The 24,799-nt window shown below is 39.0% G+C and carries 22 protein-coding genes; 13 read left to right on the top strand and 9 right to left on the bottom strand.

What is annotated here, in order from left to right:
• Positions 1 to 37 precede the first annotated feature (37 nt).
• Together C0W29_RS06325 and C0W29_RS06320 are read left to right on the top strand one after the other, a co-directional pair.
• Complete coding sequence (locus tag C0W29_RS06325; RefSeq protein WP_036793798.1) at positions 38 to 256, top strand: YejL family protein; 219 nt, start codon at positions 38 to 40, stop codon at positions 254 to 256.
• A 54-nt stretch (positions 257 to 310) separates the two neighbouring features.
• Complete coding sequence (locus tag C0W29_RS06320; protein WP_045042818.1) at positions 311 to 2,179, top strand: DUF3413 domain-containing protein; 1,869 nt, start codon at positions 311 to 313, stop codon at positions 2,177 to 2,179.
• Between the two features lie 75 nt (positions 2,180 to 2,254).
• Here the strand turns inward: C0W29_RS06320 and C0W29_RS06315 are convergent, their stop codons facing one another.
• Positions 2,255 to 2,524, bottom strand: coding sequence for a hypothetical protein (locus tag C0W29_RS06315; RefSeq protein WP_045044900.1), 270 nt, complete (start codon positions 2,522 to 2,524; stop codon positions 2,255 to 2,257).
• Between the two features lie 251 nt (positions 2,525 to 2,775).
• On the opposite strand from C0W29_RS06315, the gene C0W29_RS06310 reads away from it, so the two are divergent.
• From C0W29_RS06310 to C0W29_RS06300, 3 genes are all read left to right on the top strand, one after another.
• Entirely contained in the window at positions 2,776 to 4,389 is a 1,614-nt protein-coding gene (locus C0W29_RS06310) for a GGDEF domain-containing protein (protein WP_045067295.1), read from the top strand.
• Between the two features lie 95 nt (positions 4,390 to 4,484).
• Positions 4,485 to 5,033 (top strand): DUF2975 domain-containing protein, encoded by a 549-nt coding sequence (locus C0W29_RS06305; protein ID WP_045042816.1) that lies wholly within the window; start codon positions 4,485 to 4,487, stop codon positions 5,031 to 5,033.
• 9 nt (positions 5,034 to 5,042) lie between these two features.
• On the top strand, positions 5,043 to 5,258 hold the full coding sequence (locus tag C0W29_RS06300; protein ID WP_036793789.1) for a helix-turn-helix domain-containing protein: 216 nt from the start codon (positions 5,043 to 5,045) through the stop codon (positions 5,256 to 5,258).
• Between the two features lie 98 nt (positions 5,259 to 5,356).
• Here the strand turns inward: C0W29_RS06300 and C0W29_RS06295 are convergent, their stop codons facing one another.
• Positions 5,357 to 7,309 (bottom strand): DNA topoisomerase III, encoded by a 1,953-nt coding sequence (locus C0W29_RS06295; protein ID WP_045044901.1) that lies wholly within the window; start codon positions 7,307 to 7,309, stop codon positions 5,357 to 5,359.
• Positions 7,310 to 7,474: 165 nt separating this feature from the next.
• On the opposite strand from C0W29_RS06295, the gene C0W29_RS06290 reads away from it, so the two are divergent.
• Positions 7,475 to 8,260 carry a glucosaminidase domain-containing protein gene (locus C0W29_RS06290; RefSeq protein WP_045042814.1) on the top strand — a complete coding sequence of 262 codons (786 nt, stop codon included), beginning with the start codon at positions 7,475 to 7,477 and terminating at the stop codon, positions 8,258 to 8,260.
• Positions 8,261 to 8,348: 88 nt separating this feature from the next.
• Here the strand turns inward: C0W29_RS06290 and mnmH are convergent, their stop codons facing one another.
• From mnmH to C0W29_RS06270, 4 genes are all read right to left on the bottom strand, one after another.
• Positions 8,349 to 9,437 carry a tRNA 2-selenouridine(34) synthase MnmH gene (gene mnmH, locus C0W29_RS06285; protein WP_045042813.1) on the bottom strand — a complete coding sequence of 363 codons (1,089 nt, stop codon included), beginning with the start codon at positions 9,435 to 9,437 and terminating at the stop codon, positions 8,349 to 8,351.
• Positions 9,437 to 10,471, bottom strand: a complete 1,035-nt coding sequence (selD, locus tag C0W29_RS06280) for a selenide, water dikinase SelD (RefSeq protein ID WP_036793762.1) — start codon at positions 10,469 to 10,471, stop codon at positions 9,437 to 9,439. Before selD ends, mnmH begins: the two co-directional genes overlap by 1 nt.
• A gap of 258 nt (positions 10,472 to 10,729) precedes the next feature.
• A complete protein-coding gene (locus tag C0W29_RS06275; protein ID WP_045042812.1) occupies positions 10,730 to 11,278 on the bottom strand; it encodes an NAD(P)H nitroreductase in 549 nt (182 codons plus the stop codon).
• A gap of 76 nt (positions 11,279 to 11,354) precedes the next feature.
• On the bottom strand, positions 11,355 to 13,367 hold the full coding sequence (locus C0W29_RS06270) for an NADPH-dependent 2,4-dienoyl-CoA reductase (protein ID WP_045044902.1): 2,013 nt from the start codon (positions 13,365 to 13,367) through the stop codon (positions 11,355 to 11,357).
• 218 nt (positions 13,368 to 13,585) lie between these two features.
• Here C0W29_RS06270 and sppA point away from each other — a divergent pair, with 218 nt between their 5' ends.
• The 3 genes from sppA (at position 13,586) to C0W29_RS06255 (ending at position 17,519) form a co-directional block, all read left to right on the top strand.
• Entirely contained in the window at positions 13,586 to 15,433 is a 1,848-nt protein-coding gene (gene sppA / locus C0W29_RS06265) for a signal peptide peptidase SppA (RefSeq protein WP_045044903.1), read from the top strand.
• A 233-nt stretch (positions 15,434 to 15,666) separates the two neighbouring features.
• The gene (gene ansA, locus C0W29_RS06260; protein ID WP_036793755.1) at positions 15,667 to 16,680 is read left to right on the top strand and encodes an asparaginase; all 1,014 of its coding nucleotides are present in this window, start codon (positions 15,667 to 15,669) and stop codon (positions 16,678 to 16,680) included.
• A gap of 146 nt (positions 16,681 to 16,826) precedes the next feature.
• On the top strand, positions 16,827 to 17,519 hold the full coding sequence (locus C0W29_RS06255) for a glutathione S-transferase family protein (RefSeq protein WP_036793754.1): 693 nt from the start codon (positions 16,827 to 16,829) through the stop codon (positions 17,517 to 17,519).
• On the opposite strand, the gene C0W29_RS06250 is transcribed toward C0W29_RS06255, so the two are convergent.
• Positions 17,510 to 17,833: a YeaC family protein gene (locus C0W29_RS06250; RefSeq protein ID WP_036793751.1), complete on the bottom strand. Its 324-nt coding sequence runs from the start codon at positions 17,831 to 17,833 to the stop codon at positions 17,510 to 17,512. The genes C0W29_RS06255 and C0W29_RS06250 overlap by 10 nt on opposite strands.
• A 170-nt stretch (positions 17,834 to 18,003) precedes the next feature.
• Between C0W29_RS06250 and C0W29_RS06245 the strand changes: the two genes are divergently transcribed.
• Complete coding sequence (locus C0W29_RS06245; protein WP_235869003.1) at positions 18,004 to 18,867, top strand: DUF2989 domain-containing protein; 864 nt, start codon at positions 18,004 to 18,006, stop codon at positions 18,865 to 18,867.
• 83 nt (positions 18,868 to 18,950) lie between these two features.
• Here the strand turns inward: C0W29_RS06245 and msrB are convergent, their stop codons facing one another.
• Positions 18,951 to 19,340 carry a peptide-methionine (R)-S-oxide reductase MsrB gene (msrB, locus tag C0W29_RS06240; protein WP_036793749.1) on the bottom strand — a complete coding sequence of 130 codons (390 nt, stop codon included), beginning with the start codon at positions 19,338 to 19,340 and terminating at the stop codon, positions 18,951 to 18,953.
• A 335-nt stretch (positions 19,341 to 19,675) separates the two neighbouring features.
• Here msrB and gap point away from each other — a divergent pair, with 335 nt between their 5' ends.
• On the top strand, positions 19,676 to 20,671 hold the full coding sequence (gene gap / locus C0W29_RS06235) for a type I glyceraldehyde-3-phosphate dehydrogenase (RefSeq protein WP_036793748.1): 996 nt from the start codon (positions 19,676 to 19,678) through the stop codon (positions 20,669 to 20,671).
• A 337-nt stretch (positions 20,672 to 21,008) separates the two neighbouring features.
• The gene (locus C0W29_RS06225; RefSeq protein ID WP_045044904.1) at positions 21,009 to 21,884 is read left to right on the top strand and encodes a D-hexose-6-phosphate mutarotase; all 876 of its coding nucleotides are present in this window, start codon (positions 21,009 to 21,011) and stop codon (positions 21,882 to 21,884) included.
• A gap of 44 nt (positions 21,885 to 21,928) precedes the next feature.
• Here the strand turns inward: C0W29_RS06225 and C0W29_RS06220 are convergent, their stop codons facing one another.
• Positions 21,929 to 22,309 (bottom strand): VOC family protein, encoded by a 381-nt coding sequence (locus tag C0W29_RS06220; protein ID WP_036793744.1) that lies wholly within the window; start codon positions 22,307 to 22,309, stop codon positions 21,929 to 21,931.
• A gap of 548 nt (positions 22,310 to 22,857) precedes the next feature.
• Here C0W29_RS06220 and C0W29_RS06215 point away from each other — a divergent pair.
• Positions 22,858 to 24,792 carry a PrkA family serine protein kinase gene (locus tag C0W29_RS06215; RefSeq protein WP_045042807.1) on the top strand — a complete coding sequence of 645 codons (1,935 nt, stop codon included), beginning with the start codon at positions 22,858 to 22,860 and terminating at the stop codon, positions 24,790 to 24,792.
• Positions 24,793 to 24,799: the final 7 nt, after the last annotated feature.

Raw genomic sequence — 24,799 nt, 5'->3', positions numbered from 1 at the left:
CATAAGTCGTTATCCTAAACATTAAACAAGATTTCTTATGCCAATTACCTCAAAATACAGCACTAAAAAAGTTGAACAAATCATTGATGATGTGTTCGATGTTCTTGACAAACATAATACATCACCAGAATTAGCCCTTATGGTTGTTGGTGATATTGCTACTAATATTATCAATGCTAATGTGCCTGTTGCACAACGTGAAGTTCTTGCACAAAAATTTGCAAAAGCACTACAGGCCTCAATTAAAAAAGATTAAGTTTGACTTGTTAAAGTTAGACATAGCATTGAAGACTGAGAAGAATTGACATTTATGGTCGCCAGCACATACAAAGACAAAGTTTCCCAGCTAATTAGTTGGGGACACTGGTTTAGCTTTTTCAATATCATCGCAGCCATGCTACTTGGCACGCGTTATATTATCTATTCAGAGTGGCCGACGACAACGATCGGACAACTGTATCTAGGATTAAGCTGGATCGGACATTTTGGTTTTCTTGTCTTTGGTATTTATATACTAATCCTCTTTCCTGCAAGTTTTCTTATCCCTTCACAGCGCTTAATGCGAGTGTTTGCGGTATTAGTTTCAACCGTAGGACTGACCACGCTACTGCTCGATACTTATGCATACCAAAGTGTTGACTTACATTTAAGTCCACTGGTATGGGATTTATTATTAAGTGGCGAAAAAACAGAGTTAAATACACGCTGGCAATACCTCTTTATTGTCGTTCCCGTCATATTCCTCATAGAGATGATATTCTCAGAATGGATCTGGCGTAAACTTAGAAAGCTAACCCGTAAGAATGTTGGTGGCCCTATCGCTATCATGTTTGGCTTATGCTTTCTAAGTAGCCACATTATTTATATCTGGGCGGATGCTAATCTATATCGCCCAGTTACAATGCAGCGCTCAAATTTTCCATTGTCGTACCCTATGACAGCAAAAACCTTCATGGAAAAACATGGCTTATTAGATCGTCAAGAATATGCCAAGCGTCAAGTCCAGCAAGGTATTAATAATAGTGAAATGATGCGCTACCCAATTGATAAAATTAGTTTTATTGATAAAGGGACCAAGCAAAATCTAATGATTATTATGGTCGATAGTTTACGTAGCGATATGGTAAACACCGACACGATGCCAAACCTTACCGCTTTTGCTAATAATAATATTAATTTTACTGATAACTACAGTACCAGTAATAATAATAGCGGTGTGTTTGGCTTACTGTATGGCCTGCCTAGTGGATATGCCAACAGTATTCGAGCAGAAGGTAAATCACCATTACTATTAGACACATTGCAAAATCGTGACTATCACTTTGGTTTATTTAGTGGCGAAGGTTTCGAACAGCCAATTTACCGCGATGCTATTTTTTCTAAAACTCAACTGGCCACAATTGATAACCTCGATAACGGCAAACGCACACCGAGCGATCGCTTAGCCTTTAATGATTGGCACCGTTGGCTAGAAAAACAAAAAGTTAATGACCCATGGTTTAGCTTGCTTGAACTAACGTCAGTTGACCAATATGAAGAAAGTAGTGATTACCCAACCAAATTCACACCATCTTTGGGCAGTAATCTACTCCATGATAAAAAAGTAAATTCTAGTATATTACTCAAAAATAGCTACCGTAATGCGGCTTATCATATTGACGGTATTTTAGGTAAGGTATTTGCACAGCTAAAAGCTCAAGGCATGATGGATAATACGATTATCGTTGTGACCTCAAATCATGGTACTGAGTTTAATGAAACGGGTAATAATAGTTGGGGTTCTGACAGTAATTACAGCCAATATCAAATAAAAGTACCAATGATTATTCATTGGCCACAGCATGAGGCTCAAATTGTTACCCGCCCAACGAGTAATCTTGATTTAGTACCAACATTGATGGAATCATTATTCAATGTCGCTTCTAAACCATCAAATTACAGTTCAGGAATTAGTCTGTTTGATAATGACAGTGATCGCCGTTGGATCTTAGCTGGTAATAATAATGACATTGTTGTGATTCAAAAAGGTACCACAACTGTCGTCGATAAATATGGTAACTATCGTGTTTATAATGATAACTATCAATTAATGGATCAAGATAAGCCTAAGCTTTCAACATTAATGCAAGTTATGCACGAATTAAAACGTTTCTACGTACCCAATAGTAGTAATGATTAACAGCTAATAATATTTATCAAAAAGCAGCTTTCAAGCTGCTTTTTGTTTATCTGGACGAATTAAAGGCTATCTAAACTAAAGATAGTTATCACGATCATCAGCATAGCAATGTTCAAATCCATCCTGCCAACCACGGCGATATTTATTCACTGTTATTGAACGTTCAGGATCACGTCGAAACCCTTCTTGATGAGTGATACCTGCCACAGAGCGGCTATAGCAACCATCTTGGTAACCATCGAGATAAGCTCGCTCAAAACCCAGTTCAGCTAATTGTTGATGGCGACTACTACACCCACTCAATAGACTAAGATAAATTATCACCACTAATATTATTATCTTCATCTTCGCGCCCCCTTTATAGCACGAATACTATGTCGCTCAATTTTGATTCAATATAATAAAAATAGGTAATTTCCATCATGCTAAACTGTAAAATTAATGGGAATAATGACTATAATGAATATGCGCTAGATCTCACTTTTTAGTGTAAAAAAGAAGATATCACTAACTTGTGGTATATATCTTGCTAATTTTTAAGGGAATAGTTAACAATAGCATGCCACTCGCAAACAGACTCATGGAATAGAGTATTAATGAACGAACAGGTTGCACTTTTCTACCAAACAATCGCTAAACAATGTAGTAACGCTCATAGTCTCAGAACTATTTGTGAATTAATCTGCCGCAATCTTATTCAGTTTTTTAGCGTTAATCATCTTCAACTCATTATTAAATATAACAATGAGTGGAAATTATTATTAGATCTCAACTCAAAAGGGATCCAATATCATTTTCCACCAATAGCAACAACGCAAAAAAATGAACACTATTATAAAAATATTCATTATTACGCTAATAAAACGACCGCTTCTATTGATATATTACCTAATTATCGCTATGTCTTAATACCACTGAAACACCGTTCAGTCATTATTGGGCATCTGACCATTGCGGTGCCATTAACATCTCATCTCGTCCCTAAACACCTCGCGATAGTGGCATCATTACTTGCCACTGAAATTAAAACTAGCTTAGAAAAACAGACAACTAAACATCATAGCCTCAGTCGAATGAATACAGAGAAAGAATTACTTTCAACGAAAGAGCAGCAACAAGCATTACTGAACCAACTCCAAAGTATGCATGATATTTCTTTTCAGTTATGGCGCTGCAGTTCAATGAGAGACATGCTATTTATCGCTATTGATGAAGGTAAGAAACAACTTCATATCGATAGAATGGCTATTTTTTTATTTGATGAACAACAAAACATGCATGGAACATTTGGCACCGATATTGATGGTGAGACAGTGGATGAATTTTATTTTAGCTCACCTATTCCTAATCAATGGTATGCATCTAAGACGTTAAAAGATAAAGAATATATTGCGTTCCAAGAAAATACACCATTATTTCATGATTTAAAACAAATCGGCTTTGGTTGGAGTGCCTATATTGCTTTATGGGACGAAGATACTCCGATAGGATGGATTGCTTGCGATAATTTACTGACTGGACAACCATTACGTAATTATCACCACCAACTCCTAAAGCAATATGGTTTTATTGTTTCCCAACATATCTTGCGACTGCAAGCAGCTGATAACCTAATACAACTCAATCATGATTTAGAACAACGCGTACAAAGTCGTACTGAAGCACTCAATAAAGCCAATGAACAACTACAAAAATTATCGCGTATCGATTCTTTAACTAATATAGCTAACCGACGTGTATTTGATGAAACAGTCGTTACAGAATGGCGACGAGCGAGTCGACTCGCACTACCAATATCATTACTTATACTCGATATTGATAACTTTAAAACTTATAACGATAAACTCGGCCATGCCGCTGGTGATCAATGCTTAAAAACCATTGCTACTTCGCTTTCAAAAGTTGAACGTCGAGCAGGAACATTGTTTGCACGCTATGGCGGTGAAGAGTTTGTACTCTTACTGCCAGGACAAGATCAACAAGCAGCGATTGAGAATGCAAAACGTCTGATTGATGCCATTCATCAACTAGCTCTGCCTTTTCCAAGTTTGACATCTAATGATAAGACCCCCGCGGTTGTCACTATTAGTATTGGTGTTAGTACCATTATTCCATCGAAAAAAACCACCTATTGTGATTTTTTCCAACAGGTGGATACCGCACTTTACCAAGCTAAAGCCGACGGTAAAAATTGTTATCGAGTACTTTAATTGTAATAATAAATTATCGATTAACGATAATTTATTATTGTAAATGATGATTTCATCCTCTATCCTAGCCTCATTAAATTAGAAGGATAATCTCAATGCAAAAGATTCAACAGCAAAGTCATAGAGTAAGAGTTATATTACAACTATTATTAATTTTAACGCCTATTTTAATCGGTTATTTTTGGTTAACGGTTGAAACACCCTATGACTTTTTAAGAAATACCGGCATAGTACAAACATCTTTTGATATCAATAAACTAACAGAAACACCATTAACATTAGGTACTCGTTTACTCGCAATGTTAACCAGCATGATCTATTGCTCGATAATTATGTATGCGTTGAAAATTCTAATCCAACTCTTCCGTAACTATGAAAATAGACAAATATTTACGTTGGAAAATGCAACTTGCTATCAAAAACTCGGCTATAGTGTTTTTTATTGGGTTGGAGGATCTATTTTCTATCAAGCATTAATGACACTAATATTAACTTTTAATAATCCGCCTAATCACCGCATGATTGCAATTAGCTTTGAAGGTATTGATTTTTTAACCTTATTAATAGGCGCGATTATTGTTATAATTTCGTGGATTATGAAAGAAGGTTATCTCCTCGCCGATGAACAAAATTACACCATTTAAGAGTTTATTATGACTATTGTTATAAATTTAGACGTAATAATGGCGAAAAGAAAAATACGCTTAAAAACATTAGCTCAAGCAATGGATATGACAGAAGCAAATTTATCTATACTGAAAAATGGAAAAGCGAAAGCGGTTCGATTTTCGACTCTTGATAAACTTTGCGAGACACTTAACTGTCAGCCAGCGGATATTCTTGAATTTCAAAAAAATGATGATAATTGATTTAATATCTGATTTTTATAATAAATATCGCTGTAAGTCATAAAAAAGCAGCATTTAAGCTGCTTTTTTATCGCCTCTAATTATCAATGAGATTATTGCTAGCTCTTACTTTTTGGTACTGATTTTGTTTTTGCTGAAGTGCCTTTCTTGGCATAACTGCGCTTTTTAGCGCGCGGTTTAAACTCCGGTGAAGTTAGTGAGCGCAAACTTGGCGGTACTTCACTCACTTTTACCTGCTCCATCAGTGCCGTTACTTGTTGTTCTAGTGCTGCCATAAACGGTTGATAGGCACATTTTCTCTCTGCCATATCATGCAGTTGATGTTCCCAGTGGGCGGTCATATCAGGATAGGTTGATGTATCAGGTAGCGCATAAATCAACCCTTTACCTGCTTCAGAGGCGTGAATCGTTTTACCTTGACGTTGCAGTAGCTGGCGCTTAAACAACATTTCTAAAATTCCAGCACGAGTAGCTTCAGTGCCTAAACCATCAGTATCACGCAAAATTTTCTTCAGTGAGGCATCAGAGACAAAACGTGCGATGCCTGTCATTGCCTGTAATAGTGTCGCTTCCGTAAATGCTTTTGGTGGCTCAGTCATCTTATCTTTGATTTCACCGTCACGGCACACTAATACAGTCCCCTTATCTAACGGTGGTACTTTATCCGCTAAATCATTGTCCTCTTTTTTATCATCTCGCCCAAGTAATGCTCGCCAACCCGGTGACATTAATTGTCGTCCTTTAGCGATAAATAGGCCATTAGCAATAGTGAACACTAACTTAGCATCTGCATATTCAGCCGCGGGGTAAAATTGCATTAAGTACTGCCGCGCAATTAACTGATATATTTTAGCTTCATAGCCAGTTAATGCTGACGATGATTTAGGAGTAGGTATAATAGCGTGGTGGGCATCAACCTTTTTATCATTCCATGCTTTTGATTTTAAGGAAGTATTAGCATTATCTACCGCAGTTGCTAACTGATTATCTGTTGCTGCAATTGAGCGACACACATCATTCGCTTGTTTGAAATGATCTAACGGTAAATGACGGCTATCAGAACGAGGGTAAGTGATCACTTTATGTTTTTCATACAGTGACTGACAAGTCGATAAAACATCAGCCGCACTCATTCCAAACCGTTTGGCAGCATCAATCTGTAACGCTGACAAAGAATATGGCAACGGTGGCGCTTGTTTCGTTTGCTTACGTTCAGATTCAGTCACTTCCGCTGGCTGGCCTTTAATACGTTCAACTACGTTTTCACACAATTTACGGTGTAGTACGCGCCCTTCTGAATCTTGAAATGGCTCACACGATTTACTCGGTTGCCATTTGGCATAAATAATCTGTTCGCCATAAGCGATAAGCGCCAGTACCTCATAAAAAGGTTTAGCGACAAAATTGGCAATTTCATCATCACGTCTGACAACTAACCCTAAAATTGGGGTTTGTACACGCCCAACGGATAGCACCCCTCGATAGCCACCCTTTTGACCTAATAAAGTATAAGCTCGAGTCATATTCATGCCATATAACCAGTCGGCACGTGAACGCGCTAATGCAGATACTGACAACGGAATAAAATCGCGGTTACTACGCATAGTTGCCAAAGCTTTTTTAACTGCGGCAGGGTTTAGATCAGAGATCAATAATCGTTGCGCGGATTCTTTTTTAGCTTTTGATATTTTAACATAATCAATCACTTCATCGACTAGCAATTGCCCTTCTCGATCAGGATCGCCTGCATGTACCACTGAGGTCGCCGTTTTTGCTAATTTTTTGATTACTGCCAATTGTTGCTTAGCTGCTTTACGGGGAATTAATTGCCATTGCTGAGGCACAATAGGTAAATCTTCTAAGTGCCATTTTTTATAACGAGCATCATAAGCATCAGGTTCGACTTGCTCTAACAAATGGCCAATACACCAAGTAACAATATCGCCATTACCTACTTCAATATAGCCAGTATTATTTTTATGTGGACGAGGTAACACAGCCGCAATTGCTCGACCTAAGCTTGGTTTTTCAGCTATATATAAGCAGCTCATGGGGATCTTTATCTGAAATAATTAATGCTATGACTGTACCGAAAACTGATGCTAACGGCAAGATTACACTGGATATAATACCAGTAATGATGGCGTATAATTGCTCACATGTAACAATCAGGTTACCATTATAGACTGTATTGAATACTAAACATTAGAGGTTAAATGATTAATAAACATCAAATAATTAGCCTAATCGTTATACTTTCATTAGTTACCATTGGATATAAATTCTTTTATAATCAATCTGATAAAGTAAAACCGCCGATTACTATTACTAAACCTGATTTTAATAAAATTATCGATACCGATGATAAGAAAACCGCTTTTTTCGCTTACTTATCGCCTTATATTGATTACATTAATCGCCAGATCTTAGCGGATCGACAACAACTCCTCACTCTGGCCAAGGATCCATCCAAGATCAATCCGAATAGCGAATTGATCCAACGTTTAGTCTCCCAATATCAATGGCCAATCCCTAAAACAGGAATAAATAACGCATGGTTATCACAACTATTGCAACGAGTTAATATACTTCCACTACCAATGGTACTTGCTCAAGCGGCAATGGAATCATCATGGGGGACTTCGCGCTTTGCCACTGCAGGTAATAGCTACTTTGGTCAATGGTGCTTTACCAAAGGCTGCGGTATTGTTCCGCTTAAACCTGATCCTCAAAATTATCATGAGGTGCAAAAATTCCCATCAACTCAAGCTGCGGTACAAGCCTATTTTGATAATATCAATACCAACCAAGCTTATGCTGGATTACGTGCCACACGCGCAAAACTCCAGCAACAACAGCAACCAATCAGCGCGCAATCTTTAGTACAAGGCTTAGACCAATATTCACAGATTGGCCATCAATATATTCGCCAGTTACTTGAACTGATTCAGACGAATAAACAGTTTATGCCGCAGCAATATTTCACACATAACGAATCATAATCAACAAAAAAGCCGATTTAACAATTACTGTTAAATCGGCTTTTTTATTTAGACGGGCATTATAATAATCCCATGATCCATTACTCTATTATCGAGCAGCTAACCACTCTTGTACTTGGTGATAATCACCTCTAAATACAATTCGATCTGCTTTTTTATCTAATTGATAAGTATACATAGGATCATAATACTGCTCTAATAACGGCGCTAACCAAGCATCATGCTCAACTAATGAACCGCTAGCTTGCATCATTTTCACTGCATGTTGCTGCGCTTTAAGCAGCACTTCATAACGTTCAAAACCGAGACGTTTACGAATATTAAACATGCCCTTTTCTAAATACTCAGCAAATAAAATCCAACCCTGTTCCTCACCATAATGAGCCACATAATCGCGTTGCATCTTAATCACATAATCATCCAATAGACGCGCTAAACGCACATCAACAGGATCATCAATCACGGCAATATCTGCTTCTTGCATGGCTCGATTAATAGAGAGAGGTACAGTTGCACAACCAATATTTTTACCTTCATCTTCAAACACAAAGTGTTCAATGCCACGATCTAATTTTTTGAGCATCTGAATAGCAAGATCATTTTCAAATGCAATCTGAGTTCGCTGCGGTGTTACATAACGACCAAATGATGAACCTCGATGGTGAGCGGCACCTTCTAGATCGAGGCCATTAGCAAGTACGTTAACCATAATGGTTTTACCGCTACCTGTATTACCAGCAACAATTGACATTGGCTTAGTGGCAACATCATCAATCGTATCGACTAAATAACGACGTAATGCTTTATAGCCACCAGTAATAAACGGGTAATCAATTCCCGCTTCTTTTAACCACTGCTGAGTAACTTGTGAACGCAAACCACCACGGAAACAATATAAATAACCATTGGGATTGGCTTCACAAAATGCTTTCCATTGCGCTACACGCTCTGCTTTTATTTCGCCATTTACCAACGAGTTCCCTAATTCGATCGCAGCTGCTTGACCTTTATTTTTATAGCAAGTACCTACAGCAGCGCGCTCATCATCGGTCATTAATGGCTGACTCGTTGATGTAGGGAAAGCACCTTGTTGAAACTCAACCGGTGCTCGCATATCCATTAATGGCGTATCATTGACAAACAGAGAACGAAAATCATCGCAATTGGGACGTTGCATTAGCAAACCTCAATAAAGGTATCGCCATCCATCGGCACAAGTTCACCAATCGCTTCCAGCAAAATGTTATGTTTTTTAGCAATAGCTTGTACTTCGGCATCACTACTTGGATCAACCGCTAATAATAAGCCGCCTGATGTTTGAGGATCGCACAATAAAGCTTTTTGCAGATCAGTCATTTGACCCACTTTATGACCATAGCTCATAAAGTTACGCTCAGTACCACCAGGTACACAACCTTGAGCGATATAATCATACACGCCAGGTAGTGTTGGGATCTTATCAAACCAAATGTTAGCTTTCAGGTTACTACCTTCACAGATCTCAGTTAAGTGACCCATCAAACCAAAACCTGTCACATCAGTTAATGCTTTCACGCCTTCAACATCAGCAAAATCTGCACCGGGTTTATTGAGCTTACACATCCAATCACGTGCCAAACCTTTATGCTCATCAGCCAACTTAGATTGTTTTTCAGCTGTAGTTAACACGCCGATACCTAATGGTTTAGTTAGGTATAAATGACAACCTGCTTCTGCACTGTCATTACGCTTAACACGATCAGTACTTACTAACCCTGTTACTGCAAGTCCGAAAATTGGCTCAGGAGCATCAATAGAGTGACCACCAGCAAGAGAAATACCCGCTTCACGGCACACAGAACGGCCACCATCAATAACTTTTTGAGCAATTTCAGGGGCTAAAACATTTACTGGCCAACCTAAAATAGCAATTGCCATAATCGGTTTGCCGCCCATAGCATAAATATCACTAATCGCATTAGTTGCCGCAATACGACCAAAATCAAATGGGTCATCAACAATTGGCATAAAGAAGTCAGTGGTACTGATCACTGCTTGGCCATTACCGATATCATAAACGGCAGCGTCATCTTTACTCTCATTACCAACCAGTAAATTAGGATCAGCAAAAGGTGCTAATTGAGTACGAAGAATAGTATCAAGTACTTGGGGAGAAATTTTACAACCACATCCGGCACCGTGGCTGTATTGTGTTAGGCGAACATTTTCCATGACACGCTCCAAAATATAGAAAGAACCAGCGATTCTACTCCTGCCCTCGACAACTGTCATCTTTCCAACTAAAAAGCCGCTATTTTCCGTTGATACAAACCAACATTGGCAGAAAAAGTCATCAATTTACAACAAAAAAGGTGACGTCATTCACGGTTTAAAACCATAAAACAACTATCACCTTGTATTTTTAACTGCTGATTTACATCTATTTAGACTAAAACACGCGTTAACGTTACATCTGTTGTGATGCTACCGTTACAAATATTCAACGAATTGTGTGAGATCGCGCTCATGGACTTTCGCCTCACGACAACCGATCGAACCTAGATATAAAAAGCCAACAATCATATCTTCACCTTTGACACCTAATGCTTCACGCACAACAGGATGATATGCCCAAGAGCCTGTACGCCAAAAACCAGAATATCCTTGTGCTACCGCCGCCATTTGCATCGCTTGTACAGCACACCCCGCCGAAAGATGTTGTTCGATAACTGGCACTTTATGATCTGATGTTACTTTACTCACAACCGTGATCACCATCGGTGCTCGAAAAGGTGCTTTTGAAGCTTTCTCAATCACAAAATCATCTAAATTATCAGCTTTAGCTGCAGCAACCAGAATATTGGCAAGCTTCGTTAAACTCTCACCTTGAGACACAATAAAACGCCACGGAGTTAAACCACCATGATCGGGAGCACGTAGTCCGGCACGAAAGATATTCTCAAGAACATCCCCTGCTGGTGCAGGCTCTACCAATTTAGGTAATGAGCGACGATTAAGCAGAAGTGATAGCGCGTCCATAACAACCTCAAAATGAAAATAATTATTGTTTAGCGTATAATAAGATAGTTAAAGCAACGAACACAAGCGACAGCTCTTATAACTTCGCAGCTAGCTCAACCCCTTGACGGATCACCCGTTTGGCATCAACCTCTCCTGCTTCTTCTGCTCCACCAATGACATGTACAGAAATACCTTGCGCTGTTAATTGTTGTGATAAGTTATCGACCGAGGTTTGACCAGTACAAATGACAATATTATCAACATCAAGCGTATAAGCTTGCCCATCAACAATAAGATGTAATCCTTGATCGTCGATAGCTTGATACTGCACACCAGCCCATAATTTAACCCCGCGTTTTTCTAAAGTACGACGATGGATCCACCCCGTTGTGCGACCCGGCCCTTTACCTACTTTTCCTTGCCGACGTTGCATAAGCCATACTTGGCGAGGGCTAATATAATCATCGCTCGGTAACAAGCCACCGCTGTAATTCAAGCTTTTATCGATATCCCATTCACGTAACCAACTATCAAGATCGTTTTCAACTGGCTCTGTTAGCATGGTTGCGACATCAACCCCAATTCCACCAGCACCAATAATGGCTACTTTTTGCCCAAGTGACATCTTATTGCTAATCAAGGTTTGATAATCAATAACTTTAGGGTGTTCAATACCCGCAATTGGTGGTATTCGTGGTTGAACCCCCGTCGCAATAACCACTTCATCATAATCCAATAATTGATCAACCTTAGCCTCAACACCTAATCGTACCTTAACCCCCGTTTGTGCTAATCGGCGCGTAAAATAACGAATAGTTTCTTTGAATTCTTCTTTGCCCGGGATCTGCATTGCCAAATTAAACTGGCCGCCAACATGGTTATTTTTTTCAAATAAATCAACCTTAAAACCACGCTCCGCAGCAGCAACGGCGCATGCCATTCCAGCTGGACCACCACCAATTACTGCCACTTTTCGTGATGTCGCAACCGCCGTTAATACCAACTCAGTCTCATAACAGGCTTGAGGATTGACTAAACAACTCGCGCGCTTACCAACAAAAACATGATCCAAACATGCCTGATTACATCCAATACAGGTATTAATATCATCTGCTCGATTTTGCTCAGCTTTTAAGACAAACTCAGGATCGGCTAAGAATGGTCTTGCCATCGATACCATATCAGCTTGTCCTTGAGATAAAATATTTTCAGCGACTTGTGGGGTATTAATACGATTACAGGTCACAATCGGAATCGACACCTGTTGCTTAATTTTTTCGGTTACCCAAGCAAACGCTGCCCGTGGTACTTGAGTTGCAATAGTGGGTATTCGCGTCTCATGCCAACCAATACCTGTATTTAAAATTGTCACTCCTGCAGCTTCTAATTCAGTCGCGAGCTGTACCACTTCATCATAAGTGCTACCTTGCTCAACTAAATCCAACATCGACAATCGAAAAATAATAATAAAATCACGACCAACACTTGCCCGTACAGCACGTACTATCTCAACTGCAAATCGAATTCGATTGTCATAACTTCCCCCCCAATCATCGTAACGCTGATTAGATCGCTGACAAATAAATTGATTAATGAGATAGCCTTCTGAACCCATCAATTCAACGCCGTCATAACCCGCCTCACGTGCAAGCTCAGCACTATGCGCAAAATCATTAATGGTATTTTTAATCTGACGATGACTCATTTTAGAGGGAGTAAATTTAGAAATAGGAGAACGAATAGCAGAGGCACTCACTGCAAATGGTGACATTGCATAGCGCCCAGCATGCAATAGCTGCAATGCAATTTTACCGCCTTGCTGATGCACAGCAGTTGTAATAATTTGGTGTTTACGCACATGACGACTATTACTAAACTCAGCGCTTAATGGATGTAGCCGACCGCGAAAATTAGGTGAGAAACCACCAGTGACAATTAACCCAACCCCAGCCTGAGCTCTAGTGGCATAAAACGTGGCCAGTTTATGAAAACCGCCGCGTTCTTCTTCTAATCCAGTATGCATTGAGCCCATCAATACACGGTTACGTAATTGAGTAAAACCAAGATCCAGCGGTGCCAATAAAAATGGATATATTTTATCGTCCATGAGCTGCTCCTAACCGTTATGGTCTGACCAGTATATTTCAGCTTACTGAATAACACCACCACCATTTAACAGATCAGCAACATTTACATGATCCGACTCACTATTTATAATCAATCTCATACTTTTATTTTATCCTTGCTAACAATAACACCCTAAAAAAACTGTATTTCAGTAGTGACTACGCTACGATATCGCAATCATCATTATCAGGAATTTTCATGAAAGCCATATTCTCAAGGATTGGAAAATTCGTCCTTGCTATCGGGAAGTTAATTAACTTTACTCGCAAATTTGTCCTCAACATTTTGTTCGTTTTTATTATTGGCGCGATCATTTTTGCATTAACAGATGAAGATAAAGCTACCGATACCACTGAACCCTCAGCATTAGTACTCAACCTATCAGGCCCGATTGTTGAACAAAAGAACTATGACAATCCACTTGATAGCGTTATGAGTGAGGCATTAGGCAAACCCGAAGTACAGCAAAATGTATTATTTGATGTTGTCGAAACTATTCGTGCAGCCGCAACAGATAAAGACATCACTGGCTTAGTACTCAATCTCAAAGGTATGTCTGAAACCAGCTTAACTAAGATGCGATACATTGCGAAAGCAATCGAAGAGTTTAAAGCCACAGGTAAACCTGTTTATGCTTATGGTGATAATTACAGCCAAAGCCAATACTACCTTGCAAGTTACGCCGATAAGGTATTTTTATCACCTGATGGTGGTGTAATGCTAACAGGCTATGGTACTTACACTCTGTATTATAAGAGCTTATTGGCTAAATTAGACGTCACAACCCACGTTTTCCGTGTCGGTACCTATAAGTCATTTGTTGAACCTTATATTCGTGATGGCATGTCAGCGGCAGCGAAAGAAGCCAATACAGTATGGTTAACCCAATTATGGGGCGCATTTAGTGACGATATCGCTAACAACCGCGATATTAAGCCACAAACTCTAACCCCAAACATTGATGAGTTTGTTACCCAACTAGAATCTGTCCATGGTGATTTTGCTCAGTTAAGTAAAAAGTTAGGCTTAGTTGATTCATTGGTTACCCGTGATCAAATGACGCAATTTTTGATCAAAAAATTCGGCGCTAACGACAAGCATAGCTTTAAACAAATTAGCTTTTACGATTACCTACCACTCTTAGTCGATAATCAACAACCATCGACAAATAAAGTGGCCGTTGTTATAGCAAGTGGCGCGATTGTCGATGGCAAAAGCAGCCAAGGCTCAGCTGGCGGTGACACTATTGCAGCACTATTACGTAAAGCACGCTTTGATAAACAAGTGAAATCAGTGATCCTACGCGTTGATAGTCCAGGAGGCAGTGCTTTTGCTTCGGAGATTATTCGTAATGAAGTTGATGCACTGAAAAAAGCGGGCAAACCGGTGGTGGTTTCAATGTCGAGTGTGGCCGCATCTGGTGGTTACTGGATATCATCGAGTGCCAGTGAAATCATTGCTCAACCAACAACAATTACTGGCTCAATTGGTATCTTTGCCATTTTAACAACATTTGAAAAAGGCTTAGAGAAACTAGGCGTTTACAGTGATGGTGTTGGTACGACTCCCTTCTCTGGGGTTGGTGTCACCCGTGCACTGCCAGAAGGCGTTGCGAAAGTGTTCCAACTTGGGGTTGATAATGGCTATCAACGTTTTATTGGCTTAGTCAGTAAATACCGTCATATGTCATTAGCTCAAGCAGATAAAATTGCCCAAGGCCGTGTATGGACAGGTAAAGATGCCCAACAACGTGGTTTAGTGGATAAATTAGGTGATTTCGACACTGCAATAACGGCAGCGGTTGAATTAGCAAAACTAAAAGATTACCAACTCGTGTGGATGCAACAACCACTATCACCAGTACAACAATTCTTTAAAGAACTGTCAGGTGAAGTGAAAGTTCAAGTTGCGAGCATGGTATTTGGCGATATGCCATCAACCTTAGCGCCAGTGACTAAAGTAGCAAAAGATCTAACCTCACTGACCAATTTTAATGATCCCAATGGCCGCTATGCCTTCTGCTTAAACTGCAGTACGGTTAATTAACCATAATAGTGCATACTAACCCGACCATGTTTTATTGGTCGGGTTGTTTGCTTTATCATCATTTCCATTTAGAGTGAAAGCAGTAATTTACACCATCACAGCTCAATTAATCAGCACAGTTAACTACGATCACATTTTAACTCACACAATCGCACTACAAATCTAACTAACCTCGCATCTTCATATAGTTTGCGTATAATACGCGCACTCATTCGTTCATTCTGAGCTTCAAAATGGAAAGAAAACACATTTACATCGCTTACACTGGCGGCACTATTGGTATGCAAAAATCGGATCATGGCTATGTTCCTGTTGCTGGTTTTATGCAGAAGCAATTGGCAAGCATGCCAGAATTCCATCGTTCAGAAATGCCAGAATTTACTATCAATGAGTATACTCCGCTCATCGATTCGTCAGATATGACACCGATGGATTGGCAACGAATTGCTGATGATATTAAAGCTAATTATGATAAATACGATGGCTTTGTGATTTTACATGGTACCGATACCATGGCTTACACCGCATCGGCATTATCATTCATGTTTGAAAATTTAGATAAACCCGTGATTGTGACTGGCTCACAAATTCCACTGGTTGAATTACGCTCTGACGGCCAAAGTAATTTACTTAATGCGCTTCATATTGCGGCTAATTATCCAATCAATGAAGTTACAGTGTTTTTCAATAATCAATTAATCCGTGGTAATCGCAGTACTAAAGCACACGCTGATGGTTTTGGAGCATTTATTTCACCAAACTTACCACCACTGTTAGAAGCCGGTATTAATATTAGCGTTAATAGCATTGCTCAAATAGATAAAAAGCCCGAAGGTGCTTTTAAAGTTCATACGATTACACCTCAACCTATTGGGGTCATCACTATGTACCCAGGTATTTCTTCTGAAGTGATTCGTAATACTTTACGCCAACCAGTCAATGCCATGATATTACTAACATTTGGTGTTGGTAATGCACCACAAAATAAACAACTACTTGAACAATTGAAAGCTGCAACAGATCGCGGTGTTATTGTTATGAACTTAACCCAATGCCTATCAGGCAAAGTGAATATGGGTGGTTATGCGACAGGCTGTGCCCTTGCAGAGGCTGGAGTATTAAGCGGTTATGATATGACGCCTGAAGCGGCACTGGCTAAATTACATTATCTATTAAGCCAAAACCTCTCTACAGAAACTATCCGTAGCATGATGCAGCAAGATTTACGTGGTGAGCTAACCCATTAATGGGCTCTAAATCATCCATTCAGCAATATTACTAAAAAGAGCCTTATGGCTCTTTTTTAATCATGACTTTCTATTACTGATAGCAACAAAGCAACTACACTTATTGCAATACTATCGCTCATTGAGCCAAGCAATAAGTAATCATTATGATTTTACACGGCACATCAATCTCACCTTCCGTACGCAAAATAATGTTAGCGCTCAATTACAAAGGTATTCGTTACGAGCTGCAACCACTCAATCCCTATATCGAAAAAGAACTCGCGCACAAACGCCATCCTATGGGAAAGGTCCCAGTACTTGAACATGAAAAGCTAACCATTCTCGATTCTACCGTTATTGCGCATTATTTAGATGATGTCTACCCGATACCACCTTTATATCCCGGTAATGCACACCAACGCGCTCAAATACGCTGGCTCGAATCATACGCTGCAACCCGAGTAACCTCTTTAATCGGCGGCGTGTTATTTTATCAAAAAATATTACGTCAAAAAATGCAGGATAAAACCTGTGATGAAGAAGCTGTCAATCAATGTTTAACTCACCACCTGCCTGACGTATTGCACTACCTCAACCAGCAAGTTCCACCGCAAGGTTATGTGAGCGATCATTTTTCAATAGCAGAAATCAGTTTATGGAGTGTATTTCGCAGTGGCTGGATGAGTGGGCTACGTCTACAACCACACTATCCACAGTTACATGCTTATCTACAACGGATAGAGCTTGAACCATGGATTGCAAATTTTATTGCAGAAGAAGATCATCAATTACAAGATTTTTATTGTGAACCAATGATTTTGCCGCACTCATCAACACAACATAATGATTACAACTGATCATGCTCAAAACGGGCAATATCATTATCACTAATAGCGGTATCAGCATTGCAAGTTGTCGCGGAGGAGTTAACTGCAAAATCCCGTTTCAATTCAGCTTTAGATTTAAATTTAATCTCACCACCAGCGGCTACCGTCATATGATCAGCATTAATATTATGTCGTGATTGGTATAGCATCACGGCTTGCATCGCACTATCACGTAATTGTGGCGTCAAGACTGAGCCATCGAGCCACTTTCCTGTTTCAACCGCAGTTAAAATACGCTGATAAACCTCAGGCGTCATCGCTGTTAATAACTGACTAATATCCATATTATTACCTCCTACCATAATGATTATGATGATATTTACTACTAGCATACAAAAAAATGTGCTGCTGAATTGCGTTGGTGTCACGCTAACTTAAGTTACTAAAAACAAGTCATTTACAAAACAAAATATAATGTTAAATTTAAGCTTCTATCTTTTAATGAGTTCATATTTTGGCCATCGTCTCATTACCAGCAGCTACCACGCCTCGTTATAATGTATATAACATTAAGGTAATAATATTACTGCCACTATTACTTAGTGGTTGCTTTGATCGTTACCGTACAACAGATAGCTTATGTAATGATAACCCTAGTCTATGCCAACCATTAAATCTTAATGATGGACAATGTCGAATTCAACGTACTAACCTCATATGGCAACGTTATAACACGTTACAAATGCCCACCGATGAACACAAATTTAAAGAGTTAAAAGCAACGAAAGAATACCAATTCTGTCTTGAATATGCCGCGCGCATTGAACCAACAGAATTAAAGCAGCGTAAAACTAAGCGGATGCAAGCGCTCTATCATAGCTATGAAAGTATTGAGCGACTTAACCAAGAATTACTGTCATCTCAAGACCCCCATATTATTTATTATCGTTGGGGTCAAGGAGACAAAAAAGCTAAACAACAATTTCTCGCCCTTGAAGGTAATAAAAAACTTGAACACCCTGAATTGCAGTTAGCGCTTGCTAGTTATTATATCGGAAAAAACACCGTTAAAACGTTGGATATATTGCATCACAGTCTTAGTCTTTATAAACCCAATAATGATATCAATATCAATATATTACATTCACTTGCGACATTATATTATCAACAAAAAGACATCTCTGCGGCATATGTATGGACAAACGTAGCGAGTAATCATAGCCAGAATAAAAAACAAAAAATGACAAGTTCATTAATTAAAAGTCAATTTATTTTAACGAGTAAAGAACGACAGCGGTTAGATACAATTGCACTCAATATAATCGCTGCATTAGAAAATGGGCAATATACTCGAACAGAAATCACTGCCCAATATTAATACTGATACAACTATTAGTAAGTTTATATTTAAGTGTACCCATTACTCTCAATCGCAATAGGTACAACCTATAGCCACCGATATTAATCATCTTTTGAGAAAAGTAGTGAGATTGAATTTACACAAAACCGTTCACCCGTTGACGGCGGGCCATCAGGAAAAATGTGGCCCAAATGGCTATCACATTCAGAACAGCGGATCTCAGTACGCACCATACCGTGACTATTATCATTCAAATAGCGGATACATTCTTTGGTAATTGGAGCATCAAAACTTGGCCAACCACATCCAGAATCATATTTATTAGTAGAAGCAAATAAAGACTGACCACAACAGGTACATGAATAAATACCTGTTTCACGATTGTGTAGTAATGTGCCACTAAATGGTGCTTCAGTTGCTTGCTCACGACAAACTTGATAAGCATCAGTAGATAACTTATCCCGCCAATATGCATTATCTTTTTTATTCATTCTTTGTTGCCTTTTGTTGTGTTTTAAGTAAACCGAATAAATATATTTGCTATTTAGGTCCACTGTACCACATACTTCTTGTGCAAAAAGTCACATAGATTCAAAAACTGTTTTTTGTTTTTGTAAATATGATTAAAAGTTAACAATTACTGTGACGGTAATTTAAACAGTATTTGTACAAATTACCGTCGTTGTAGTGTAAATGTAAAAAAGATCCGAACTTTTTTTTGACCTTAAGCAATTTAAACGATTTTTTTGCTTGCAGGCTTACAAAGGATTCTGTAATTTTACTACCAGTTATATTTCATTAGAAATTAAGTTGTGGAGCAACTGTAATGACAATTAAAGTAGGTATTAACGGTTTTGGCCGTATCGGTCGTTTTGTTTTCCGTGCAGCGCAAGAGCGCACTGACATCGAAGTTGTTGGTATCAACGACCTAATCGACGTTGAATACATGGCATACATGCTTAAGTACGACTCAACTCACGGCCGTTTCAACGGTACTGTTGAAGTTGAAGGCGGTAACTTAATCGTTAACGGTAAAACTGTACGTGTAACTGCTGAGCGTAACCCTGAAGATCTTAAGTGGGATGCAATCAACGTTGACGTAGTAGCTGAAGCAACTGGCCTGTTCCTAACAGACGAGACTGCACGTAAGCACATCACAGCTGGCGCTAAGAAAGTTGTTCTTACTGGCCCATCTAAAGATGCTACTCCTATGTTCGTAATGGGTGTTAACGATTCAACTTACGCTGGTCAAGATATCGTTTCTAACGCTTCTTGTACTACTAACTGTCTAGCGCCTATCGCTAAAGTTCTTAACGACAACTTCGGTATCGTTTCTGGTCTTATGACAACAGTTCACGCTACTACAGCAACTCAAAAAACTGTAGATGGTCCTTCAGCTAAAGACTGGCGTGGCGGTCGTGGTGCTTCTCAGAACATCATCCCATCATCAACTGGTGCTGCTAAAGCAGTAGGCGTTGTTCTTCCAGAAATCAACGGCAAACTAACTGGTATGGCTTTCCGCGTACCAACTGCTAACGTTTCTGTAGTTGACCTAACAGTTAACCTAGAGAAAGGCGCTTCTTACGAAGCTATCTGTGCTGCAATGAAAGCTGCATCAGAAGGCGAACTAAAAGGCATTCTTGGTTACACTGAAGATGCAGTTGTTTCTACTGACTTCAACGGCGACACTCGCACTTCAATCTTTGATGCTGCAGCTGGTATCGCACTTAACGATAACTTCGTTAAAGTTGTATCTTGGTACGACAACGAAATCGGTTACTCAAACAAAGTTCTAGACCTAATCGCTCACATCTCTAAGTAATGTAAGCAATTAACTGACTTTCTTTGAAAGCTGATAGTAAGAGGCGACGCTTAAGGGTGTCGCCTTTTTTATACCTAAAATATATCAACTCACTAATAATGCCGTACTTTATCTCTTTGCCGTAAGTTAGCATGTTATAAAACAAGCAACCAAACACGTTTAAACTATAAATCATGAAATATCTCGATCAAATCCGTTACAAAAATAACAAATAAATTTTTATATTCTTTGATATTTTAAAACGAAAAATAAGTTTCCATTGTTTATATTTTTGGACTAAATACACGCGAAAACATAAAAATGGGCGCTTTCGCCACCTAACATTAAGGAAAAGAAGATGGATTTACGTCAACTTTCGACAATCAATGCATTATCTGATGCTGTTACCGTATGCGAATATCAAGGTATGAAGATTATTCGTATCATTCATCCGATGGTAGAAGCGGGTATTTCTCTCCATGGTGGTCATTTACTTTGGTTTAAACCCGTTGGTGAAAAAGACGTTATTTGGTTAAGCGAAAAAGCTGAATTTGATCTAGCAAAAGCAGTTCGAGGCGGAATTCCAGTTTGTTGGCCATGGTTTGGCAAAGCTGCAACACCATCACACGGATTCGCACGTACAAGTGAATGGACGCTATCACAACACCGTGAAAATGATAACGGCGTTATTGTCACTTTAACGCTCGAAGATAATCAAGATACACGTGCAATTTGGCCGCATAAATTCCATAATCAAATGACATTTGAAATGAGTTCAGAGCTCAATGTAAGCCTAACCTCAACCAATACAGATACTCAGCCTTGGTCATACGGCGGCGCATTACATACCTACTTTGATATTGCTGATATCAATAATACTTCAGTTACAGGTATGGGCAGCGAATATTTAGATAGTACCCAAGCAGGAAAAGAGTGCCATGGCACAGATGTGTTAACTTTCGAAGCTGAGACAGATCGTGTTTATACTCATCCCCTAGCAACAATTACTATTGACGATAAAAATAATCAGCGGGCTATTTTAGTTACAAATCAAGGCCATAACGCTGCAGTTATTTGGAATCCTTGGCAAGAGTTATCGATTAATATGGCTGATATGGCAGATAACAGCTATGAAACAATGGTGTGTGTTGAATCAACTATTCATACTCCAACCATTGAATTACAACCAGGTCAAACACATACACTTTCAACTCGTATTGCCGTTCAACGCTAGTTTTAAAAACGCATCACTAGCAAGGTAGCTATCTTGCTAGTGATTTATGCCAACATCGTACCCGTTGATTCAATAAGTACCCAACCATTACCATCAGGATCATTAAAAGTCGCAAATCGCCCTTCCATCATGGTAATAATTTCAGATAACGCCACCCCTCGACCACTCAGCTCCTGATGTGTTGATTGGATATCATATGTTTGAACCACCAATCCCTGAACCCCTCCAGCCTCCATTCCCGCAAAGGGTTTGACTAAGCTAATCGTTGTTTCTGCACCTTTAGGCACAAGTTGTACCCATCGTGTCTGTTGGCTCTCAGTATGATCTCTAATCAATTCAAAACCTAACACATCACGATAAAATTGCAGTGCTTGATTTTGATCAGAGACTGGAATCGATACTGTATCAACACGACAAATAGACATAAGATCTTACTCCATACTCTAAACAACAATCATTACTTATTGAGGTTAAATCAGCAGCAACCCTTTTGTGTTAAAAAGTAAGTTCAGCAACGTAAATTCTTACAATTTATCATTTACTCCTAATCCTGAGACAGGATAAAAAAATACTCGATAACAAAAAAAACACAATAAAACTAGTATCAACTCAATACTCAATTATTTAATTCAAATTCAAATCAATAACCAGATATAAAAACTGACAAGATCATAATATTAAGCATTTTAAGTCAACTGACACAACCATCACTTACATTCACAAAAAATACACATATGCAATAACTTTGTAGCATTTTAACTTGCGAAAGCCTTTTAATTAAAGGATAGTGGTCAATATCGGTTATTTAATCAGCAATTACATCCTATTTATTAACAAAAAATTTATTTACCAATCAGTAACTCTGCAATACAAAATGATAAGTTCAGACTAGGCTTAAATAAGTAAGCAATGTAGAAACACTCTGTTTTTCATTAATTACTCTTAAATATAAGAACGATTGAGGGGGCATACTATGAGTATTTTTGACCACTATCGTCAGCGCTACGAAGAAGCTAAGGACGAAGAGCTTTCATTACAACAATTCCTTGATATCTGTAAAGACGACCGTAGTTCTTACGTCAACGCAGCAGAGCGTCTTCTAATGGCCATTGGCGAGCCAGAAATGATAGATACCGCGCAAGATCCACATCTTAGCCGCTTATTTTCAAACCGCGTAATATCACGCTATGACACGTTTAAAGATTTCTATGGTATGGAAGAAGCCATTGAGCAAATCGTGTCCTATCTTAAACACGCGGCACAAGGGCTCGAAGAGCGTAAACAAATTCTGTATTTATTAGGCCCAGTTGGTGGTGGTAAATCATCATTAGCTGAAAAACTAAAAAGTTTAATGCAAAAAGTACCTATTTATATTCTTACCGCCAATGGTGAACGTAGCCCCGTCAATGATCATCCTTTTTGCTTATTTGATAAACAAGAAGATGGTAGCTTGCTTAAAGATGAATATGGTATTCCAAGCCGTTACCTTAATACTATTATGTCACCATGGGCTGCAAAGCGATTACATGAATTTGGCGGTGATATTACCCAATTTAAAGTAATTAAAATTCGCCCATCAATTATTGATCAAATCGCGATTGCAAAAACGGAGCCCGGTGATGAAAACAACCAAGATATTTCATCATTAGTAGGTAAAGTCGATATTCGTCAGCTTGAACATTTTTCTCAAGATGATCCAGATGCATATAGCTATTCAGGTGCCTTATGTAAAGCTAACCAAGGTGTAATGGAATTCGTAGAGATGTTTAAAGCGCCATTAAAAGTGCTACACCCCTTATTAACAGCGACACAGGAAGGTAACTACAACGGTACGGAAGGGTTATCAGCCTTACCTTTTGACGGTATGATTTTAGCGCACTCAAACGAATCTGAGTGGCAAACATTCCGTAATAATAAAACGAATGAGGCCTTTCTTGATCGGGTCTATATCGTTAAAGTCCCTTATTGTTTACGCGTATCGGAAGAAATGCGAATATACGAAAAGTTACTACAAAACAGTGAGTTATCTTCCGCACCATGTTCACCAAGTACTCTTGAAATTCTAGCACGTTTCACGGTGTTATCTCGTCTTAAAGAGCCTGAAAACTCCAGTGTATATTCAAAAATGCGTGTTTATGATGGTGAAACACTTAAAGATACCGATCCTAAAGCAAAATCATATCAAGAGTACCGTGATTATGCTGGTGTTGATGAAGGTATGAATGGGCTCTCAACCCGTTTCGCCTTTAAAATCCTCTCGCGAGTATTTAACTTTGATCATGCTGAAGTTGCTGCAAACCCAGTTCACCTTTTCTACGTTCTTGAACAACAAATTGAGCGTGAACAATTTCCACAAGACATCGCCGAGAAATATCTTGAGCACCTTAAGGGGTTCTTAACGCCTAAATATGTCGAATTTATTGGTAAAGAAATTCAAACCGCTTACCTTGAGTCTTATTCAGAATATGGCCAAAACATCTTTGACCGTTATGTGAGTTATGCTGACTTCTGGATTCAAGATCAGGAATACCGCGATCCTGATACTGGCCAATTATTTGACCGTTCGGCTCTCAATAACGAACTAGAAAAAATTGAGAAGCCAGCTGGCATCAGTAATCCAAAAGATTTTCGTAATGAAATCGTCAATTTTGTACTTCGTGCTCGTGCTAATAATGCAGGTAAAAATCCAAATTGGACCAGCTATGAAAAACTACGCACCGTGATTGAGAAAAAAATGTTCTCTAACACCGAAGAACTACTACCGGTTATTTCCTTTAATGCCAAAACCTCAACCGATGAGCAGAAAAAGCACGATGATTTTGTCGCTCGTATGATGGAAAAAGGCTATACCCGTAAACAAGTGCGTTTATTGTCTGAATGGTACTTACGCGTACGTAAGTCGTCGTAACCGACTG

It is taken from the genome of Photobacterium kishitanii (assembly GCF_003026355.1).
Taxonomy (GTDB): domain Bacteria; phylum Pseudomonadota; class Gammaproteobacteria; order Enterobacterales; family Vibrionaceae; genus Photobacterium; species Photobacterium kishitanii.
Note: the sequence above shows the minus strand (reverse complement) of the source record. Positions and strands in the feature narration are given on the sequence as shown.